Genomic DNA, 17,383 nt, shown 5'->3' on the forward strand with positions numbered 1-17,383 from the left:
GTGTAGTATTGTAATTAAAACTTAAATTTCGTTGATATGAATGAGAACAAATATCACAAAAACAAAACAACATGTATATAATATCAGAGATCAATTCTCATCTTTATGCTTCGTTATGGATGGATCCTTTTAGTCCTCATCTTTTTCTCAACCGCCGTATCAGGACAACTCACCGTCTCATATATTGATGTTGGCCAGGGCGACTCTCAGTTATTGCAGTCTGGTAGCCACAATATGTTGATAGATGCTGGTCCTTTAGATGCAGGTCCCACGGTTGTGAATTATCTTAAAACACACGGAGTAACGAATCTCGATGTTGTCGTTGCGACGAATCCAGAGGAGGATCATGTCGGTGGAATGGTTGATGTGTTGAACGCTTTCCCTGTTGGTCTCTATGTTGATAACGGAGAATCAACAGCCTCTCAAACCTATGTGGATGTCAAGAGTCTTGTTCAGAAAAAGCAGATTCCTTATGAAGAAGTCAAGACTGGAAAGACAATTCCTTTTGCAGATGGGATATCTGTTGAGGTACTTAATCCTACATCTGACAAAAATGATCTTAATGAGGATTCTGTTGTTCTTAAAGTTACAGATGGGTCAGAAAAGTTCCTGTTTATGGGAGACTCCTCGACCTATACTGGTGATCCCTCGGCTCAGATTCTTAAGGTCACGAATCATGGATCTAAATCAGGGAGTTCTCCGTCTTTCCTCTCATTAGTTAACCCGAAGGTTGCTGTGATCGATGTTGGCGCAAATAATGCATTGGGATATCCTGCTCAAAAGACATTAGAAAACCTGAAAGATGCGGGAGCCGAGGTTTACCGGACTGATCGGAATGGAACTATTGTGGTTACCTCTACTGGATCATCATATTCCGCAACATCAGATAAGGGAACCAATTCATCAACATCTTCGGTTAAAACCGAAGCTGCCGTTTCGTAATCCGGGCTGCTGTAGATACAATTGAAAGTGACTGGGTAATCCAAGCCCTAGTCTCACTTTTTCCTGGGTTGAAGAAGATGGGCGCCGGGAAATATCGATCACCTTGTATGTGAAAGACATGATTGGACTAGAGTACACTTCCCAACTCATGTATATATCGTTAGATAGATAACAAAGAAGGGCGAAGTTCAAAGATCTTTTTTTAAGACATCATGTCTTGTAACTTCTATAGTGGAATATCTCAACATCAGAAAACAGATACATAAAAAAAGATGAAACTTTGGAAAAACTGACTACGCCCCGGCTGGGACTTGAACCCAGGTCAAAAGCTCCGGAGGCTTCTAGGATATCCTCTACCCTACCGGGGCAGCCTTACTTTATTAGATCTTCGAGCAAATAAAGGGATTGGGTACCCCTTTACTTATGGGTCGGATACGAATGCCAGATCTTGCATGCTCCTTCGTGAGAAACCATGCATGGTCCAACCGGTGTCCGTGGAGTACACACTTTCCCAAATAATTTACAGTCAGATGGATCTGCGATTCCTCTGAGCACCTTATCACAGATACATGCTGAATTTTTGCTGACCTTTTTATATACAATATTGAACTTCTTTTGTGCATCGTATTGTGAGAATTCATCCCTGAGTTTAAGTCCCGATTTTGGAATAACGGGAAACCCTCTCCATTCCACATCACAGGGCTCAAATACCTGGTCCATGATGGCTTTTGCTTTCGGGTTTCCTTCTTCTTGTACAGCTCTCGGGTATGCATTCTCTACAAACCCGGTTCCATCTCTGACCTGCTGGGCAAGCATACAGAGCCCAAGTAATATGTCATCAGCTTCAAACCCGGCAACGACCTGGGGAACCTGAAACTGCCTGTATTCCTCAATTCCTGCAACCGTCAGAACATGACCCGGAAGCATAAATCCGTCAAGACGTGCTTCACCCTGCGATAAAAGCCATTGCATTGCCGGGGGCACAATCCGGTGAAAAGAGAGTATGGAAAAGTTGGCAGGAGGATTTGTTAAAAGCATGGCTGCCACTGTGGGTGCAGTCGTCTCAAACCCTACTGAAACAAACACAACCTCTTTGTCTGTCTTTTGTGCTATCTCAATGGCTTTGTGAACTCCCTGAACAATTCTCACATCTCCGCCACAGCTCTCAAGAGTCCCTTCTGAACCGGGAACCCTGAGAAGATCACCATATGTTGCGATGATACATCCTTTTGCGGCGAGTTCGAGAGCTGCATCGATCTCACCCTGTGGAGTGATGCAGACCGGACAGCCTGGGCCCATAACGATCTTCAGATTGCCGGGGAGCATGCTCCGGATCCCGTTTTTTGCAATGGCAGCTTCATGCGTTCCACAGACATGCATGAATGTCATCGGACGATCGGTCAGCTCCGCAAGTTTCTTTGCAATCGGGTTATCATGAGCCATAATCCTGTATATATAAGTCCGTTGAGCATAAACCTGATCGTATGCCCTTTGGAAACATCCCGGCTGCTCTGGTGATTGTAGCAGGTTGTGTTCTCGCTGTGATTCTCTATTTCGCTGGATCGAAAATCCGTACACATCTTGAAGGATCAGAAAAGGGTATCAGTCGGGTAATCATATCAGCGCTCGGAATTCCCGCTGTAATTGCCATTTTAACAATAACCATCTTTCTGGCTCTCAGGTATATTGCCGACCTTCCTGAGCTCGCCCATCAGGTTATGGAGAGCACCTATGCACAGGTTTTGTACATCATCCTGGGCAGTTTAATTATTGCATTCTTTGTCAGGAATTTTTTGGATCTGTACGGGAAGAAAATTGCTAATCTGACAGATTCTGATTTTGACGACAAATTGGTTCATTTTCTTCAGAGTGTGTATGGGTATGTCATCGGAATCGGGGCTTTTTTTATGATCCTCTCCGTACTCAAGATAGATATCACTCCACTCCTTGCTACCGGAGGTCTCGTGGGTATAGTGGTGGGTCTCGCTGCCCAGGATACATTTGGCAACTTCTTTTCCGGAGCCATGATTGCTGCAGATCAGCCTTTCAGGGAAGGAGATCGGATCGAAATACAGGGGGTCATTGGAGATGTTGTATCTGTCGGACCACGAAGTACAAGGATTAAAACCCTGGACAGTCAGCTGGTGACTGTTCCAAATAAGATTCTGACTGAGAATATGCTGACAAACTTTGCTCTTCCTGACATCACTCTGAAAGTCAGAATTTCTGTAGGGACTGGATATGATTCTGACATTAATCTGGTGAAAAACATTTTGAAAACAGTTGCACAAAAGGGCATTGCATCCGGGTTTGTTCTTTCAACCCCTGCTCCTGAAGTATATTTTCTGGAGTTTGGCGAATCTGCGCTGATGTTTCAACTTCTTATCTGGACCGGGATGTATGACAAAACGTTTGAGGTCAGGGATTATCTCAACACGGAGATCTACACTGCTTTCAAGGCTGCAGGAATTGAGATCCCATATCCGCAGATGGACCTCCATCTCAAATCCTCACCAGTCCATATTTAAATGACCATTCAAAGGGCACTATGGGCAGCGTTAAATTTATATGTGCACCCGGAGTATATGTAAAGGCACAAGCCTCAGTGGCTCAGCCGGTAGAGCGCGTCCTTGGTAAGGACGAGGTCGCGAGTTCAAATCTCGCCTGAGGCTCTTTTACATTTTTCCAGTTTTTTTTACTGTTTTAGGGTTATTCAATTTATAAAAACCAAAATAGTAGATCACATAATCTATTTTTCATTGTAATGAAATGGACCAGATTTCAACCAGCATATGTTATGTCCATCAAATGATTTGATTATTTGATTGGATCCTGACCGTCATTCTAGGATATGTGATACCTGTTGTTCCCATCTCTATTAATCACCCGGGTGGCTGATGAGGAGCTCGTTTTTTTCTGTCTTCATATGATCCGGCAGTATCTCATCTACCGGTGGTATATGAATTTCCACTCGTGTGATTGGTATCTTCTGGAACGAAGGGTTGTTTCCGGAGGGTCTACCTGAGGCTGTCACGAAGACCGACTATTGAATCATGTATTCCGAAGAGATGCTCTCTTCTAATGTTTGTTTAATGTGCAGTCAGGAGGAACCGGACCTGTGATCTTGTAGGGAAAGGGACTGGTTATTTTGATCGCTGTCCGCTAGAGGAGGATCATAAATCTTGCTGAGTTTCTCCGGGTGATCGAGAGAGAGAACCAGGTTTCCAGGCACCGGAAAAATTCCCGTGCGTATTATCTTAGAAACCGTACCCGGATCCTGCAGAAGAGGAGAGAGAAGATGAGTCAACGGTTAAAGAATGCCAGGTATTCTTCAGGGGTAATCCTGTTGTCCGGATAACTTGCGAGGTAATCCGGGTCCAAGTTCTTTGCCTGAGTGAATGGGTATCGAGAGATGAACAGGACTGCCTTCTTTGATCAGGATGTGATGGCTACCGTCGATATGGTTTACCATCCATCCTGCCTGTTTGAAAGCAGCGACGTGGAGATATCCTGATGCCCGGGGTAATTTAGAACTGAAAAATTTCAGGAATCTCAAGTGAGAAGGAGAATGTATCTGAAGTATTATTCAGGAGGGTGCATGTGGCGGTCTTTACGTGGCTGGTGATACATCCGGCAATGGCCTCGTTGATTAACTCCAGAGCTTCTTCGAGGGTATCACCTTCAGAAGGGCAGCCTGGAAGTTCAGGGCATTCCATGACAAAATGCCCTTCTTCATCTTTTTCACAGAGGATTGTTAGTTTCATGATAGTCAGGATGATTATGAATTATTTTTTGGTATCTTACTTGTAAGGCAATAAACATCTTTGCCGTTTTATGAAGAGTCTGGTTTCAGTGATGTGGAACCGAAGAGGAGCAGGAGTGATCTGATGCCGGGATTTGGTGTGACCAGTGAACGGTCGTCTCATCCACTGGAGAAGGTTGGAAGATTCAGGATTGAGGGTGAGTTGGTTGTGATCTATCTAGAAGGGGTTGGATCGTTTCTTGTTAAGAAAGTTCAGGTGGTTTCTGTTGTTCTCGGGCTTTGTGATGAGATCATCCGGGATAGAGTAGAAGGAGAAGTAGGGGTGATGAGTCTATCTGATAGTGGACGAGGATTGAGAAAGGGGATTCTTGGGGAGCAGTATGTTGGTCTGGTGCAGAGGGTGAAGAGAGTATTGGAGGGAAAAGAAGGGAAATGGGCGGTGTTTGGAGTGACAGAGTAATACTTCACAAAATGTATAAATTACATATAAATATATGGTTTTCACATTTTATCGATTATATCTAACATATTTTCGATATTATGATAATTCAATTCATTATTCCAAGATTTCCATATTTATTTTCCCGCAATCTGAATGCTTCCTTTCCACCCTCTAAAACTGGAAGAATTTCATTTCGAATATCCATACTTTCAATCGCTCCTGGTTTGTAAGATATTACTCCATCTACATAAGAAGCCGAAATTATTTGTTCAGCATCAGCATTTACTACTAGATTAGCATTATTAGTAGCGATAATAATCTGTCGTTTCTTTTTTGCTTCTTTAATAGCCTTAACTAACTGCAAAAAAATAAATCGATTGTCTAAATTTTCTTCAGGCTGGTCTAATAAGAGGGGATAATCTCCTTCGGATAAAAATAATTTTAATAAAACTGTTGCCTTTTGACCCATTGAAAGTTTCTCCAAATGGATATTATTGAAAGAAATTCCGATTTTATCGTCAACATAATTTCCAAATAGCCAATTATAAAATTCATTTACCCCGTTCCCTTTCTTACTATAGGTCTTATTATTAATGAATTGAATTATTAATGTTATAATTGAATCTAAATTATCATTATCAGAGAAATATGACATTAATATGGTGTCATAAGTTGTTATGAATGACTCAATATCATGTTCTGTTACTTTTCTTAAATTGAATAAATCAAGTGCTTTTTCCCGAATCTTTTCTTTATTAAATATTGAAGAGGAAAAAAACTCGATATCATTTAGTATATCACTTTTACCTTGTGAAAATGAAGAGGAAATTTGATTGAAAAGATGAGTTTTTTCTTTATGGTATCCTAATATTTTTTTGAATGATAATTCTCTTTCATCTTCTAATTTTTTCTTAATTTGTTCATAATTATCAATTTTTAGTTTCTCTTGCTTTATTTCATCCAGTTGTTGTTTTAAGGTATGGATAGTCTCAAGAATTTTTACATGTTCTTCTTGTTCTTTCAACAACGGTTCTAATTTGTTATTAATTTCTTCTAATTTTTGTCCATTAGTAATCAAATCCAATGAGATCTTTTCTGATAATTGTGATAAATCTTTAGTTTGCCTTGAGATATCTAATGGAGTTATTGATGTATATCCATCAAATCTTTTGAGAGTATTATTCAATTGTGAAATTTGTGAGATTATTGGTTCAACTTCATCAATTATTTTTGAATGAATATCATCGACTTGTTTGTTTAACTGAATTATTGAAGCTTTTTGTGTCAGTATTTTCTCTTTTTTTGAAGATAACTCTTGAATAGAGATGAGTTTTTTTTCATCTATTTTAGACTCGATTTCTGTTAGAAATAGTTCTTTATCTAATAATTCAGTTTTTTTTATTGAGAGGCGGGATTCAATATCATTAAGAATGGCTTTTGATGTTTTTTCTTCCTGTTGAACTATATTTCCGTTTATTTGCCTGATACTTTCAGAGGTCTCAAGAATTTTTTGTTCTATCTCTTTATATTGTAGCAGATAATGGCTCTCACGAATAACCTCACTTTGAAAGATAATTTCCTCAATTTTTCGATTCAGGGATTCCCAGTCCCCACAATATTGATCGATTTTTCCTTGGGGAAAATATTCTATCCTTGAAAAATCACAAACATTATTATCTTGAATCTTTTTTGTTATGTGTTGCAATTTCGGATCAAGAAATTCGATATTTATAGTCAATTCAGTTGTTTCAGTTTCAATCCTTTGAACAAATGAGTTCTTATCGTCGTTATCCTTTGATTTTCTTCTATTTATAAAGCAATGGGCTATTAAGTCAATTAATGCCGTTTTTCCACTACCCTTCCCGCCGGTAATTGCAATAAAATTTTTATTAAGAGGAATTTGATTATTCTCAAGAGAGCATTTAGAATTAATAAACCCTTTTGATATTTTTACTGAAGATAGAGTATAACCTGGCTTTCTAGGATCAGGATTTTCTTTTTGAATATTTACTCGTTCCTCTGGTTCATATAGTATTTGTTTTAATCCTTCAAATGTTGGATTTGCCTTAATCCAACAGTTTTTCTCTTCTGCAGGTTTACATAAAAGGTCATATTTGTGAGCATCTGATCCATGAATACAAGGATAGTATTTTCCAAAAGCTTTTAAAAATGCACCTGGTTCTTCTTTTTTTCCTAAACAAAAATCGATTGTACTTTTTTGTGAAGAAAAAACTGCATGTGATTGATGTAAATGAAGACTTTTAATTGTATGTCCTTGACTATCCCATCTAATATTTTCCCAAATACGATCAGGGAGAACAAGTAAATATTTGCCGGAAAATATTGATTTTTTCTCATTTAGTGTGCTTATAATATTATCTAAAGAAACATATGCGTTTTTACATCCTGCAATATATTCTGAATCTCCTTTAAACTCTTGGTTTTTTTCTTGAACATATTTACCTAATTCAAGGATTGCTTCATAACTAAGTGGCCTTGATTCATTATTTGGAAACTTAATTTTTAGATCATTAAGAAAATATCGTTGTATAATATCTGGTGAAAGTTCATCACTAAATATTACATGATAATTTAATTTCTGTGTTGATCCATCAATAATTAAGGATTCTAAACGAAATTCAATATTCGGTAAGATTAAATCAAAATTTTTTAACCGATTATCTTTCCGGTATTTAAGAATTTTTTTATATCCTTCAATAGAGAAATAATCTGTAACACCAAGAACAGAGACATCTAATATTTTTTCTAATTCATCAGCATATTTATCCCAAATTGCGTTTTCTCCTAAATATACATCCCTTTCACTTTCTAAAATCTTATATTGGTGTTCAAAGGATGCAGGTGTGTGAACGTGAAGATCCCATCTCCTCCATTGTGATCCTCGTTGAATTTGATACATCAGATCACCGAATAATTAAATATCATCAATAAATGACTTTCTTCATTTGGATGTTTATTTGAATTTTTTTGATTATTAAAGTTAAACAAATTCTTATTAATCATAATTTTTCCACATTTTAGGTGCAAATTAAGTCTATATGGGTAGATGTTTTTGAATTCTATAAGACTTTGCAGTCTATGAAAATAATAATTATATCGTATTTTTATATGGATTTCGGTTTTTACCTAATAGTGAATAGGATTAATGGAGTTTAGATTGAAAATCATTAATTTAAAGTTTTTTTAATTGTTGCCTCTGTCACTCCGTTTCCCCATCCCTCTTTTCTCCTTCCCCCGTTTTAAATCCGCGTTCAACCATATATATACCCCGAATTTATTCTCTAATCAGCCGCATGCAATCGCGACAGGGGTCATCGAACATGGCAGATTTCACTCAGACTTCAACAGTGAGGATAGCTGTCCGGAACCTTACAAATCCGATCAATAGTCTGACTTCTTTTACTGCTCTGATCCAGGATATCCTGGATAATTACCCATGGGGCTGCACTACGTATGAGAGATCAGGAGTAACCCTTCCTGCTGTCTCAAAATCATCAGAGTCCTACTCCGGCCGGGTAATCTACGAAAACGCCGAGGCAAAGACCATCGGGTTTATCAGTGTCAAGGCTCCAACGTCCTCAGCCTATCACTGACATCAGCACGATCATTGCTACCACCACCCTGGACACTACTCATTAGAGGCACTCTGTCTCATGACAGCTCAGAGGATGGGTTCAGCTGATCCATCAAGTGTCATCACTTAAATGGTGAATTGTTCACGGTCAAATTTACCCGGGATACGGTAATCATCTCGTCCTATGAGGCAGATGTCATTCTCACCGCTATTGAATCCTGGGCTGATATGGTTGAACAACTCGCATAAACATCTCGTAATACTCCCTTTTTTCCTTTCCGAGGTTACGGGAATGAATTGGTATTACATTGGAACTGGAGCCCTTTTGATCCTCTGTCAGTTCTTCTCGAAAGTCTAACCGGTTTTAGAAACCGGGATATTTGAAACGATAAAATACGTATGTGCCGTGAGACACGGTACGGGGTTCATGGAAGACCGGCCCGATACTGGTTTTCATAGTACTGAAGGAGAGAATTTCGGACACCCCTCAACTCTTGGATAATTCACCACCACCTGATCGTTTAGATGTTCCAAAACCCAAGGTCCCCCACCTTTACTATAATTGATTCCCCCATATTCTATTATCTTGATGAGGTTCTCAATTCTACAGTTCTTATGAAACAGCCTTGATATTTATGATGGTTTTATATCTGCCCATCTTCCAAAAAATATCGACGGTATCCTGAATAAAAAATATAAAAAGTAATTAAATTCGAAGAATTGAACGCAGGACTGTCTTTACTCCCGCTCTGTCAAACATTTGAGAGATTACACTCCTCCCACTATGTCTTCTCTCCCATTTTAATGCGATTTCTTGAAATTCTTCTATATCTGGGAAGTCTTCAGAAAGAACCTTCTGTAATTTACCAACATCAACTCCGTCATAATCATGAACTAAATCATTCCTGAATCTTGCAAGGCGACCTAATCTATGGGCAAGATCATTATGAAGAATATGATGCTGTGAAAGAACCAAGAATACATCTGCATTCTTTTCAGGGTGAGGGATATTCATTGTATTCAGAATATACTTACCAATCTGTATTGATCCTTCGATACAGAGAATTATTGCATATTTAGAAGCAAAACGAATTTCTTCATTGTTTTTTAACGCAAAGTAATTAATCTCCGCTACATCAAACCAGTATTTTTTAGCATTTCGAAATTCAGCATTACCCACAGGAGTTGTCATTATTTTTACCCATTAACCGAAAAAACAACGATACTACTTGATTTTTATGATTTATTTGACAGGAAACATATCGGTATACAAATTACAATCTGACTTTCTGGTAAATAATTTATTCCTTAGATTTGAAGAATTTCGAACAATGAAAAAGTCTCTAAAATTTAATAGCCTTAACTAAATAACGCCATAATGTTGTTTTTTAAATCATGGCACATAGCATGGGTCTTGGCTCTCCTATTTCATGAATAGAGAGGAATTTTTCTACATATTCTCCGGATTACATATAATGAAAAATTCATAATCACGATTATAATTCCTTTTTAATCGTAAAAAACTCTAAAGAATCATATTTGTCATTGTATCTAAAATGAGAAGAACATATGAGAAATAAATGAGCCTCTGATTTGCTAAACCTGGACCTAAAGGAAGATGACCACCCCCTTTATGGGTTTCTCCTACGGTAAAATATCTTGTCTCGGTTGACTTAAAAGACCGGTACTTTGCTGGTCTGAAAGTTTCTGATTTCTTCTCTATATGCTATAAAATGATGATTTATGGCATATCTGGCTGATTGCTGCAACAGGTAAATCTGCCATAATTTTCCCTCTTGAGATATATCTCAGAGATAATATATCTGTGTATTGGAAGTTTTTCCTCAAATAATTGATTCTTCTTCACTTAGAACGAGAAATTCTTGATCATTACCTAAAAACCAAATCTCTAAAACTCGAGTTTCGTCTGACCATATACCCTCCCCTTCTCCATCACACCCGTCGGTCCAATGGTCAATGAGTCCAGATACGTCTGATCCTTGATGGGTCGGACTCGTTTGGGTTCCCATGTCCTGACCTGATGAAAGTGATCTGCCTCTCCATCCAGAGCGATTACATTTTGATCCATAATAGCAGTAACCACCACAACGGGTCCCCCTCTTCGTGCCCTGGTCTTACAGACATCACAGAACTAGTGCATCTCCTCCTTATTGTCTGGTTTAAACCAGGAGAGATGATATTCAATAAAGAGAATAACCGAGGTATTAGAGGTAATATAACCCAGTAGTTCAGAGAGGGTTTCTATCTTGAGGTGATCGAGTCAGTCCTGATCTTCTTCCTTAAACTGAAGTAAGGGAACAAAATCATGATTATTGATATATGTGATTCGACCGATTGGGTATCTTCTTGAAATATCTGCCAGGCATGTATGAAAAACCTTGTGTGAAGCCTGAAATATAGAAAAAACCTATGGGGGTATATTCTTGAGAGGATTGGTATGATCCCTCATCGCTAGATGATCCCATCATGAGTATGTAAACGTAAGGTAAACACCGTGAACGTGATCTCACATAATATCTTGCAGACCTGATACACAAACCCCGCCTCTTTCCACGTTCGAAAACCTGATACATCATTAGTGAATTAGGATTCTGCGAACCTAACGACTAAATCAAACCTGGATACACTCCAACCAAATTTTTCATTCTCCTGTTACCAATCCTTTATCAGGTTTCAGCCGTAACGGCAACCTGTCTTTATTCTAGTCACATGCGACCAAACATTCAATTTATTATGTGTATCGGCAGGAAACCAGTGAAGGCGTGAAATGGATAAAAAAATCACAATTCCCGGGGAAGTATCTTTTGTAGCCGGACTCCTCCTCGTCTCAATTGCCATCTCTCTCATGGTGATTGCGGGATTCGGCATATCGACCATTTCGTCTCTCCCCTATGTGTTGAGCTGCATTGTTAAACAGATCTCATTTGGCCTTTGGAACCCAATTTTCCAGATTGGCCTGCTCCTCGTGTTGGTTGCCATTACCAGGAGGTTCAAATCAGGATATATTATTTCGATCGTCCTCTCGCTCCTCTTTGGTATGATACTGGACTTCTTCATGAATGCCCTTTCTGGCCTGCCTACGGAGTTTTGGGAACGTATCCTTTACTTTGTCTCCGGTTACCTGATTATGTGTCTCGCTATTGCTTTGATGGTGGGGTCCAAGATTCCACTGATGATAATTGACACATTCCTCAACGACCTGACCATATTTTTTCATGTCACATATCGGAGGATTAAGACCCTGTTCGATATCATCTGCGTGGTCCTATCCGTAATATTTTCCATTGTTTTCCTGGATCAACTGGTTGGCGTCGGCATAGGCACGGTCATTTTGGCGTTCATTACCGGTATTGGTGTCCATGGGTTGAGCACTATCCTTAGTAAAGTGATCATCATAAAACCGTGGAGTTCGAAACTGGGCGAGATGGTAAAATGACCTATTGGTTGGTGATAGAGATGGCACAGAACGTGAGACCGGTTATAGAGATCAGGCAGATGTGTTGCAACGATAACAGGAAAGTACTGATTCAGAATGATGTACGGGGGATTAGACGATCATGATACCCTACAAAAAAATATTGATCCCCACCGATGGGAGGAGCGACGCCCAGGGTGCCATTGTGTTTGCCCTTACCCTGGGAAAGATCACCGGTGCAGAAGTTACGGCGATCTGCGTGAACGATGTCAGCAATTACGCAATCCCGTGGAATACCTCTTCGCCAGATTTAAATGAGCCTCACTATCAGGCTTGCGAGAAAGCAGTAAAAACTGTGGCGGATCGTGGTGAGCTGATGGGTATCAACGTCAGAACAGAGATAGTAACCGGTATCCCTCTCCAGGAAATTATCAAAGCCTCTAAAAAATATGACCTCATGGTTATGGGGACTGCCGGCCGGGCTGGAGTATCCCTCATGCTTCTGGGAAGTGTGGCACAGAAAGTCATTCGGTTTGCATCCTGCCCGGTGCTCGTGATCCGAGGTGATCAACAAGGTGGCCCTGCATGCAACCGGATCCTTATCCCTACTGATGGTACCGCCATAACCCGGCCCGCCATCATGCACGGGCTTGAGATGGCCCGGACCTTTAATGCCGAAGTAACCGCACTCTCTGTCAGTAGTGGCCGGAGTATACCGATCCCTCTTCACAGAAATGTTACACAATTTACTCCTGATGCCGCCCGGAATGCTGTAGATTCTGTGGTCGATATGGGCCGGGAGCTTGGCATTAAGGTAAATCCCACGGTCACTATGGGGTCTGTTGCAAATGAGATTATCCTGGCTTCAGCCGGTCAGGATCTACTTGTCATGGGAACCAATGGCAGGACAGGTTATGAATACTTACGTCTCGGTAGTGTGGCCGAGAAAACGGTCCGACACGCCCGGTGCCCCGTACTTGTCGTGCGGAAACCCGAAACAATGCCTCCGGAGATATGAGAGGATAGATCATTAAAAAGAATATTCTCCTTTATCCTTTTCCCTGTAATCACATCTATTATATTAATAAAACGTGAGAATCTACAGCAATGTCAATAAAGGGAGAATGGGTCGAGTATGATGATCTAAGAGGGTATTTTGCATTTCCAGAAAAAGCAACAGAGCCCCTTCCTGCTATCATCGTCATTCAGGAAATATGGGGAGTTAATGAGAATATTGAAGATATAACAAGGCGACTTGCAGCAGCAGGATATGCAGCCCTGGCCCCGGACCTTTACACCGTCAATGGGGTGACACCAGCTGCACTCTCTTTTGACCGGATTAAAAATGCAATGGCATTCATGAGAAAGTTACCTCCTACTATCTCCAATGACCCGGATGCAAAAGATAGAGAATTAGCAAAACTCCCGGGAGATGAGGGACAGAAGATAGGTAAAACACTCGGCCTTCTGTTTTCCGGTCCGAACCACCTTGACCAATACATTCCTCACCTCAAAAAAGCTGTTCGTTATCTTAAAACAAGACAGGACAAAACCAAAGATCAGAAGGTCGGCTGTGTAGGGTTCTGTATGGGAGGCGGTTTATCCGCATTACTTGCCTGTGAAGAACCAGAAATCAGTGCAGCAGCTGTTTTTTACGGTGTAACGCCCCCGGACGAAAAAATTCAAACAATCGATTGTCCGATAATTGCATTTTACGGTGGTAATGACCCGAGAATAAATCAGGGAATTCCAAAATTTGTGAGTGCGATGCAAAGCACTGAAAAATCGTATGAGCACTTTATTTATGAAGGAGCAAATCATTCGTTCTTCAACGATGATAGCCCGGCGTATAATGTACGGGCTGTGAGGGATTCATTCGCACGGCTCATGCCATTCTTCTGTAAAACCCTCTCTGAGTAGATGTCAAAAGTAGATAGTCGTTCAGACTGCCTTATCATGGCCAAACCCGCCGGGCCGGGTTGTAATATGTGCTGTGATTATTGCTATTATCTGAACAAGAAATCTCTTTTTCCTGTTGAATCATGGCAGATGTCCGAGTCCATTCTTGAAAGGTATATTGCAGAGCGGTTTGAAACTTCTCCTGGACTTCATACGCATTTTGAATGGCATGGAGGAGAGCCCACCCTCATGGGGGTTGAGTATTTTAGAACCATCACCCGTCTGCAGCAACATTACAAACCAGAAGGGCGGACGTTTTCCAATGGTCTGCAAACAAACGGTTTGCTGATCGATGATGAATGGGCTGACTTTCTATCACAAGAAAAGTTTTCAGTTGGAATCAGTCTGGATGGACCGAAAGACCTCCACGATAGGTTTAGAAAAACAGGAGATAACCGCTCCACATTTGATCAGGTCATTCAGGCATTCAAGATCTTAAAACAGAGGCGTGTCTTTTGTAATGTCCTTTGTGTACTTCACTCTGAAAATACAATTCAGCCAGATACACTGTATGATTTTTTCAAAACCATAGGAGTTCAATATCTTCAGTTCCTTCCCCTGGTTTCAACTGGAGAAGCCTCTGCTGATCCCGGAGATGTAGGGAAATTTCTCTGTAGGATATTTGACCGCTGGATAGCAGAAGACGTAGGCAGGATGGTTATTCAGATCTTTGATGAGGCTTTGCGAACGGTCTACGGCATTCCTCACGCATTATGCATACACCGCAAAACCTGTGGAGATGTCGTGGTTCTTGAACATAATGGAAATGTGTATGCATGTGATCATTTCACCGATACAGAACATCTTATTGGAAATATTCTAAATAGGAATCTTTCTGATCTAATTAATGACCCGGATCTGATTGCTTTTGGTAATGCAAAACGCGATACTCTTCCCCGGATGTGCACTGAGTGTGAGGTACTATCCTTTTGTAATGGTGGCTGTCCGAAGGATCGCATTTCCATCACATCTGATGGAGAAACCGGTCTGAATTCCCTTTGCTTAGCATATAAGTCAATCTTTCTTCATGCAAGACCTGAACTTATCCGGTTGGCTACACATATGAAAGCTCAAAAACCATTACGAACTTTTAAGAGTATTCAGTCCGAAAAATGAACCAATGGTGTTCGGATTCGACTATTTATAGAAAAACTGTAGAATTATTTATTATTATCAATCATATCTGGAAGTAAACGGTATTACGATGACTTTTTTGTAAATAAATCCGGGGCACACATTTCTTTATAATGGTGAATATGATCAGGTATTTTTGGTCATTGAATGATCTAGGATATCATATTTCCTGAACCATGCACCTGATAATTATCAATCCAATCTAATTTTTACATAATTTCGAAAAAGTTTGGTTTTCAAAGATTTTTGAAATCCAACTTTGAGATTATATACCTCTCACATCCACCATTGAATCATATCTTCTGGCATTTATCCCGGATTCAGGGATCATACCTGAAGATATATGGAGAAATCACATGAACACTGAACAAAGTACTAAAATTCATGCCGGTGCCCAGCCAATTGGAGCAAACATGATGAAGATAGATGCAACCTGGGATAAAGAAGCAGGATCCCTTGTGGCAACAACTCCCATTGGATGTAAAATCACCATGGCAACAACAGATCATCTTCTTGATTCGGGAAAGATCCCGGGACCAATGGATCTCTTTGTCTCTGCTCTTGCTGGCTGTGTGGTTTTTGAGATCAATGAGATCATGATGAATAAAGATCAAATTGAGGTAAAGGATATTAATGTCAAAATTAACGGAGTTCGTAGACCAACACCTCCAACCTTGTTCGACACGCTTCACATAACCATCACAATGACCGGAAAAATCGATAAGGATTATGCTGATCGGGTCATTCAGGAAATAATAACACGGAATTGTCCGGTTGCAGCGACATTTGGAAGAGCCTCATACCTGACATGGGAGCTGATCATTATTCCTTCATAGATATGAATTAACCAACTTACCCCTTCATTTCTTTATAATTTCAGAGAACTGTTATTATCTACCCTTGGATTTAATCAATGAAAATAAGGATACTTTCCATGAACATATATCAGATGCAATAAGGTACCAAAAATAATTGCCTGATATAAAACGATCTGGAATAATCAGGAACATTATACAAATATTATTATGAATTATGATGGACTGTTGGCTAACATATTTTGAGACAATTTCAATTTCAATTCGGTGATTTCAAGCATTATAATATGCAAAATATGTCTCTAATAAAAGAGAGATCATGACAGGAAACACATGGACATTTGTCAAGGCATCGTGGAAAGGTGGGACACAATTTGTTGTTGAAAATCGGGATGGAGACAGTCTTACCCTTGTTGCCCGGCCTCAAGACAAAGATTCTTCCCACTATTTTACTATGGTGGATGCTTTCATTTCGTCTCTTGCCTGTTGTACTGGCACGAATGTTCTCTTTATACTTGATGCCCAGGGAAAAATACCCCGTTCATTCACTGTTAAAGCTGAATGCGTCTTTCACCATGATGAACCCCGTTCGTTTGAGAAAATTCATCTGATCTTTCTTGTGAGTGGGGATATTGCTGAAGAGATTGTTCGTAATGCAATTGTACGGGCGGTAACTGCCGTATGTCCGATTGCAGTAACAGTAGGAAGATCTGTAGAAATCACCTGGGAACTCCAGATGATTAAGTGATAATATTTCATGGAAAAAGCACTTGCTTAAGGCATCTGATGAGCGGGGCACTTTGTTCAGCAGTCAAACGATACGTTTTATGACGCGAACGATAGTATGACTCCAGAAGACCAGCTTTTTTGAGAACACCAAGATTGTATGAGAGAAGGTTCTGTGGCTCCTTGAGGACATACATCAGTTCATACACTGAATGGTCTTTCTTCTCCAATAGGAAAAGGATCTTGATACGAAGAGGGTTTGCAATGATCTTCATCATCTCTGCAACATCATCAAAAACCGATGAGTTGATCTCACGGACTTCCCGTTCAAGATCATTTCGCCATGCATTCTCAAGATCACTATCAGCAGGGCAGCAGCCCGAAAAACCCATGACAGGAGTATCAGTTGATGCAGAAATAATAGTTCTCCCTTACGGTACCCCTGGGTTCTCTGAATAGTATTTTGATCAGGTTTACTTCATTTTCAAAAATAATTGAAAATCGACCCTGGATATATATTGAGTTCTTTCAGACATATTCTGTGTAATCTCCTGATGTAATTGCAAAGAGA

At 40.0% G+C, this 17,383-nt stretch carries 18 protein-coding genes and 2 tRNA genes; 12 read left to right on the forward strand and 8 right to left on the reverse strand.

The annotated features are described in order from the left end of the window. Positions 1 to 105 precede the first annotated feature (105 nt). Positions 106 to 942 carry a ComEC/Rec2 family competence protein gene (locus tag DK846_RS01495; protein WP_109967149.1) on the forward strand — a complete coding sequence of 279 codons (837 nt, stop codon included), beginning with the start codon at positions 106 to 108 and terminating at the stop codon, positions 940 to 942. Positions 943 to 1,238: 296 nt separating this feature from the next. On the opposite strand, the gene DK846_RS01500 is transcribed toward DK846_RS01495, so the two are convergent. Together DK846_RS01500 and hypD are read right to left on the reverse strand one after the other, a co-directional pair. After that, positions 1,239 to 1,310 (reverse strand) — tRNA-Arg (locus DK846_RS01500). Between the two features lie 49 nt (positions 1,311 to 1,359). Beyond that, entirely contained in the window at positions 1,360 to 2,385 is a 1,026-nt protein-coding gene (gene hypD / locus DK846_RS01505) for a hydrogenase formation protein HypD (protein ID WP_109967150.1), read from the reverse strand. A gap of 41 nt (positions 2,386 to 2,426) precedes the next feature. On the opposite strand from hypD, the gene DK846_RS01510 reads away from it, so the two are divergent. The 3 genes from DK846_RS01510 (at position 2,427) to DK846_RS17950 (ending at position 4,300) form a co-directional block, all read left to right on the forward strand. Then, positions 2,427 to 3,470 (forward strand): mechanosensitive ion channel family protein, encoded by a 1,044-nt coding sequence (locus tag DK846_RS01510; protein WP_109967151.1) that lies wholly within the window; start codon positions 2,427 to 2,429, stop codon positions 3,468 to 3,470. A 71-nt stretch (positions 3,471 to 3,541) separates the two neighbouring features. Next, positions 3,542 to 3,614: transfer RNA gene (locus tag DK846_RS01515), tRNA-Thr, on the forward strand. Between the two features lie 527 nt (positions 3,615 to 4,141). After that, on the forward strand, positions 4,142 to 4,300 hold the full coding sequence (locus tag DK846_RS17950; RefSeq protein WP_245926473.1) for a hypothetical protein: 159 nt from the start codon (positions 4,142 to 4,144) through the stop codon (positions 4,298 to 4,300). Here the strand turns inward: DK846_RS17950 and DK846_RS01525 are convergent. Both DK846_RS01525 and DK846_RS01530 read right to left on the reverse strand, forming a co-directional pair. After that, on the reverse strand, positions 4,274 to 4,402 hold the full coding sequence (locus tag DK846_RS01525) for a type II toxin-antitoxin system HicA family toxin (RefSeq protein ID WP_245926464.1): 129 nt from the start codon (positions 4,400 to 4,402) through the stop codon (positions 4,274 to 4,276). The two genes, DK846_RS17950 and DK846_RS01525, sit on opposite strands and share 27 nt — an antisense overlap. 67 nt (positions 4,403 to 4,469) lie before the next feature. Beyond that, entirely contained in the window at positions 4,470 to 4,706 is a 237-nt protein-coding gene (locus tag DK846_RS01530) for a type II toxin-antitoxin system HicB family antitoxin (RefSeq protein WP_109967153.1), read from the reverse strand. A gap of 93 nt (positions 4,707 to 4,799) precedes the next feature. On the opposite strand from DK846_RS01530, the gene DK846_RS01535 reads away from it, so the two are divergent. Then, positions 4,800 to 5,165, forward strand: coding sequence for a hypothetical protein (locus DK846_RS01535; RefSeq protein WP_109967154.1), 366 nt, complete (start codon positions 4,800 to 4,802; stop codon positions 5,163 to 5,165). An 88-nt stretch (positions 5,166 to 5,253) separates the two neighbouring features. Here DK846_RS01535 and DK846_RS01540 read toward each other — a convergent pair whose 3' ends face one another. Then, positions 5,254 to 8,067 carry a TrlF family AAA-like ATPase gene (locus DK846_RS01540; protein WP_109967155.1) on the reverse strand — a complete coding sequence of 938 codons (2,814 nt, stop codon included), beginning with the start codon at positions 8,065 to 8,067 and terminating at the stop codon, positions 5,254 to 5,256. Positions 8,068 to 8,488: 421 nt separating this feature from the next. On the opposite strand from DK846_RS01540, the gene DK846_RS17955 reads away from it, so the two are divergent. Beyond that, entirely contained in the window at positions 8,489 to 8,761 is a 273-nt protein-coding gene (locus DK846_RS17955) for a hypothetical protein (protein WP_245926427.1), read from the forward strand. Between the two features lie 687 nt (positions 8,762 to 9,448). Here DK846_RS17955 and hepT read toward each other — a convergent pair. Together hepT and DK846_RS01555 are read right to left on the reverse strand one after the other, a co-directional pair. Further along, positions 9,449 to 9,934, reverse strand: coding sequence for a type VII toxin-antitoxin system HepT family RNase toxin (hepT, locus tag DK846_RS01550; protein ID WP_109967156.1), 486 nt, complete (start codon positions 9,932 to 9,934; stop codon positions 9,449 to 9,451). A 717-nt stretch (positions 9,935 to 10,651) separates the two neighbouring features. After that, entirely contained in the window at positions 10,652 to 10,831 is a 180-nt protein-coding gene (locus tag DK846_RS01555; protein WP_109967157.1) for a hypothetical protein, read from the reverse strand. 699 nt (positions 10,832 to 11,530) lie between these two features. Here DK846_RS01555 and DK846_RS01560 point away from each other — a divergent pair. The 6 genes from DK846_RS01560 to DK846_RS01585 all read left to right on the forward strand — a co-directional run bounded on the left by DK846_RS01560 (position 11,531) and on the right by DK846_RS01585 (position 16,834). Further along, positions 11,531 to 12,199: a DUF6198 family protein gene (locus DK846_RS01560; RefSeq protein ID WP_109967158.1), complete on the forward strand. Its 669-nt coding sequence runs from the start codon at positions 11,531 to 11,533 to the stop codon at positions 12,197 to 12,199. A gap of 121 nt (positions 12,200 to 12,320) precedes the next feature. Continuing rightward, positions 12,321 to 13,196, forward strand: coding sequence for a universal stress protein (locus tag DK846_RS01565; protein WP_109967159.1), 876 nt, complete (start codon positions 12,321 to 12,323; stop codon positions 13,194 to 13,196). 89 nt (positions 13,197 to 13,285) lie between these two features. Further along, a complete protein-coding gene (locus DK846_RS01570; RefSeq protein ID WP_109967160.1) occupies positions 13,286 to 14,098 on the forward strand; it encodes a dienelactone hydrolase family protein in 813 nt (270 codons plus the stop codon). Then, complete coding sequence (locus tag DK846_RS01575) at positions 14,099 to 15,253, forward strand: anaerobic sulfatase maturase (protein WP_109967161.1); 1,155 nt, start codon at positions 14,099 to 14,101, stop codon at positions 15,251 to 15,253. A gap of 374 nt (positions 15,254 to 15,627) precedes the next feature. Beyond that, the gene (locus DK846_RS01580; RefSeq protein ID WP_109967162.1) at positions 15,628 to 16,107 is read left to right on the forward strand and encodes an OsmC family protein; all 480 of its coding nucleotides are present in this window, start codon (positions 15,628 to 15,630) and stop codon (positions 16,105 to 16,107) included. A 298-nt stretch (positions 16,108 to 16,405) separates the two neighbouring features. After that, entirely contained in the window at positions 16,406 to 16,834 is a 429-nt protein-coding gene (locus DK846_RS01585) for an OsmC family protein (protein WP_109967163.1), read from the forward strand. Positions 16,835 to 16,841: 7 nt separating this feature from the next. Here the strand turns inward: DK846_RS01585 and DK846_RS01590 are convergent, their stop codons facing one another. Then, complete coding sequence (locus tag DK846_RS01590) at positions 16,842 to 17,204, reverse strand: ArsR/SmtB family transcription factor (RefSeq protein ID WP_109967164.1); 363 nt, start codon at positions 17,202 to 17,204, stop codon at positions 16,842 to 16,844. Between the last annotated feature and the right edge of the window lie 179 nt (positions 17,205 to 17,383).

It is taken from the genome of Methanospirillum lacunae (assembly GCF_003173355.1).
Lineage (GTDB): Archaea > Halobacteriota > Methanomicrobia > Methanomicrobiales > Methanospirillaceae > Methanospirillum > Methanospirillum lacunae.

Excerpts from the sequence above, each read along its gene's own strand:
- DK846_RS01495 (WP_109967149.1), top strand. The coding sequence starts at position 106 with ATGCTTCGTTATGGATGGATCCTTTTAGTCCTCATCTTTTTCTCAACC.
- hypD (WP_109967150.1), bottom strand. The coding sequence starts at position 2,385 with ATGGCTCATGATAACCCGATTGCAAAGAAACTTGCGGAGCTGACCGAT.
- DK846_RS01510 (WP_109967151.1), top strand. The coding sequence starts at position 2,427 with ATGCCCTTTGGAAACATCCCGGCTGCTCTGGTGATTGTAGCAGGTTGT.
- DK846_RS01530 (WP_109967153.1), bottom strand. The coding sequence starts at position 4,706 with ATGAAACTAACAATCCTCTGTGAAAAAGATGAAGAAGGGCATTTTGTC.
- DK846_RS01540 (WP_109967155.1), bottom strand. The coding sequence starts at position 8,067 with ATGTATCAAATTCAACGAGGATCACAATGGAGGAGATGGGATCTTCAC.
- DK846_RS17955 (WP_245926427.1), top strand. The coding sequence starts at position 8,489 with ATGGCAGATTTCACTCAGACTTCAACAGTGAGGATAGCTGTCCGGAAC.
- hepT (WP_109967156.1), bottom strand. The coding sequence starts at position 9,934 with ATGACAACTCCTGTGGGTAATGCTGAATTTCGAAATGCTAAAAAATAC.
- DK846_RS01555 (WP_109967157.1), bottom strand. The coding sequence starts at position 10,831 with ATGGATCAAAATGTAATCGCTCTGGATGGAGAGGCAGATCACTTTCAT.
- DK846_RS01560 (WP_109967158.1), top strand. The coding sequence starts at position 11,531 with ATGGATAAAAAAATCACAATTCCCGGGGAAGTATCTTTTGTAGCCGGA.
- DK846_RS01565 (WP_109967159.1), top strand. The coding sequence starts at position 12,321 with ATGATACCCTACAAAAAAATATTGATCCCCACCGATGGGAGGAGCGAC.
- DK846_RS01570 (WP_109967160.1), top strand. The coding sequence starts at position 13,286 with ATGTCAATAAAGGGAGAATGGGTCGAGTATGATGATCTAAGAGGGTAT.
- DK846_RS01575 (WP_109967161.1), top strand. The coding sequence starts at position 14,099 with ATGTCAAAAGTAGATAGTCGTTCAGACTGCCTTATCATGGCCAAACCC.
- DK846_RS01580 (WP_109967162.1), top strand. The coding sequence starts at position 15,628 with ATGAACACTGAACAAAGTACTAAAATTCATGCCGGTGCCCAGCCAATT.
- DK846_RS01585 (WP_109967163.1), top strand. The coding sequence starts at position 16,406 with ATGACAGGAAACACATGGACATTTGTCAAGGCATCGTGGAAAGGTGGG.
- DK846_RS01590 (WP_109967164.1), bottom strand. The coding sequence starts at position 17,204 with ATGGGTTTTTCGGGCTGCTGCCCTGCTGATAGTGATCTTGAGAATGCA.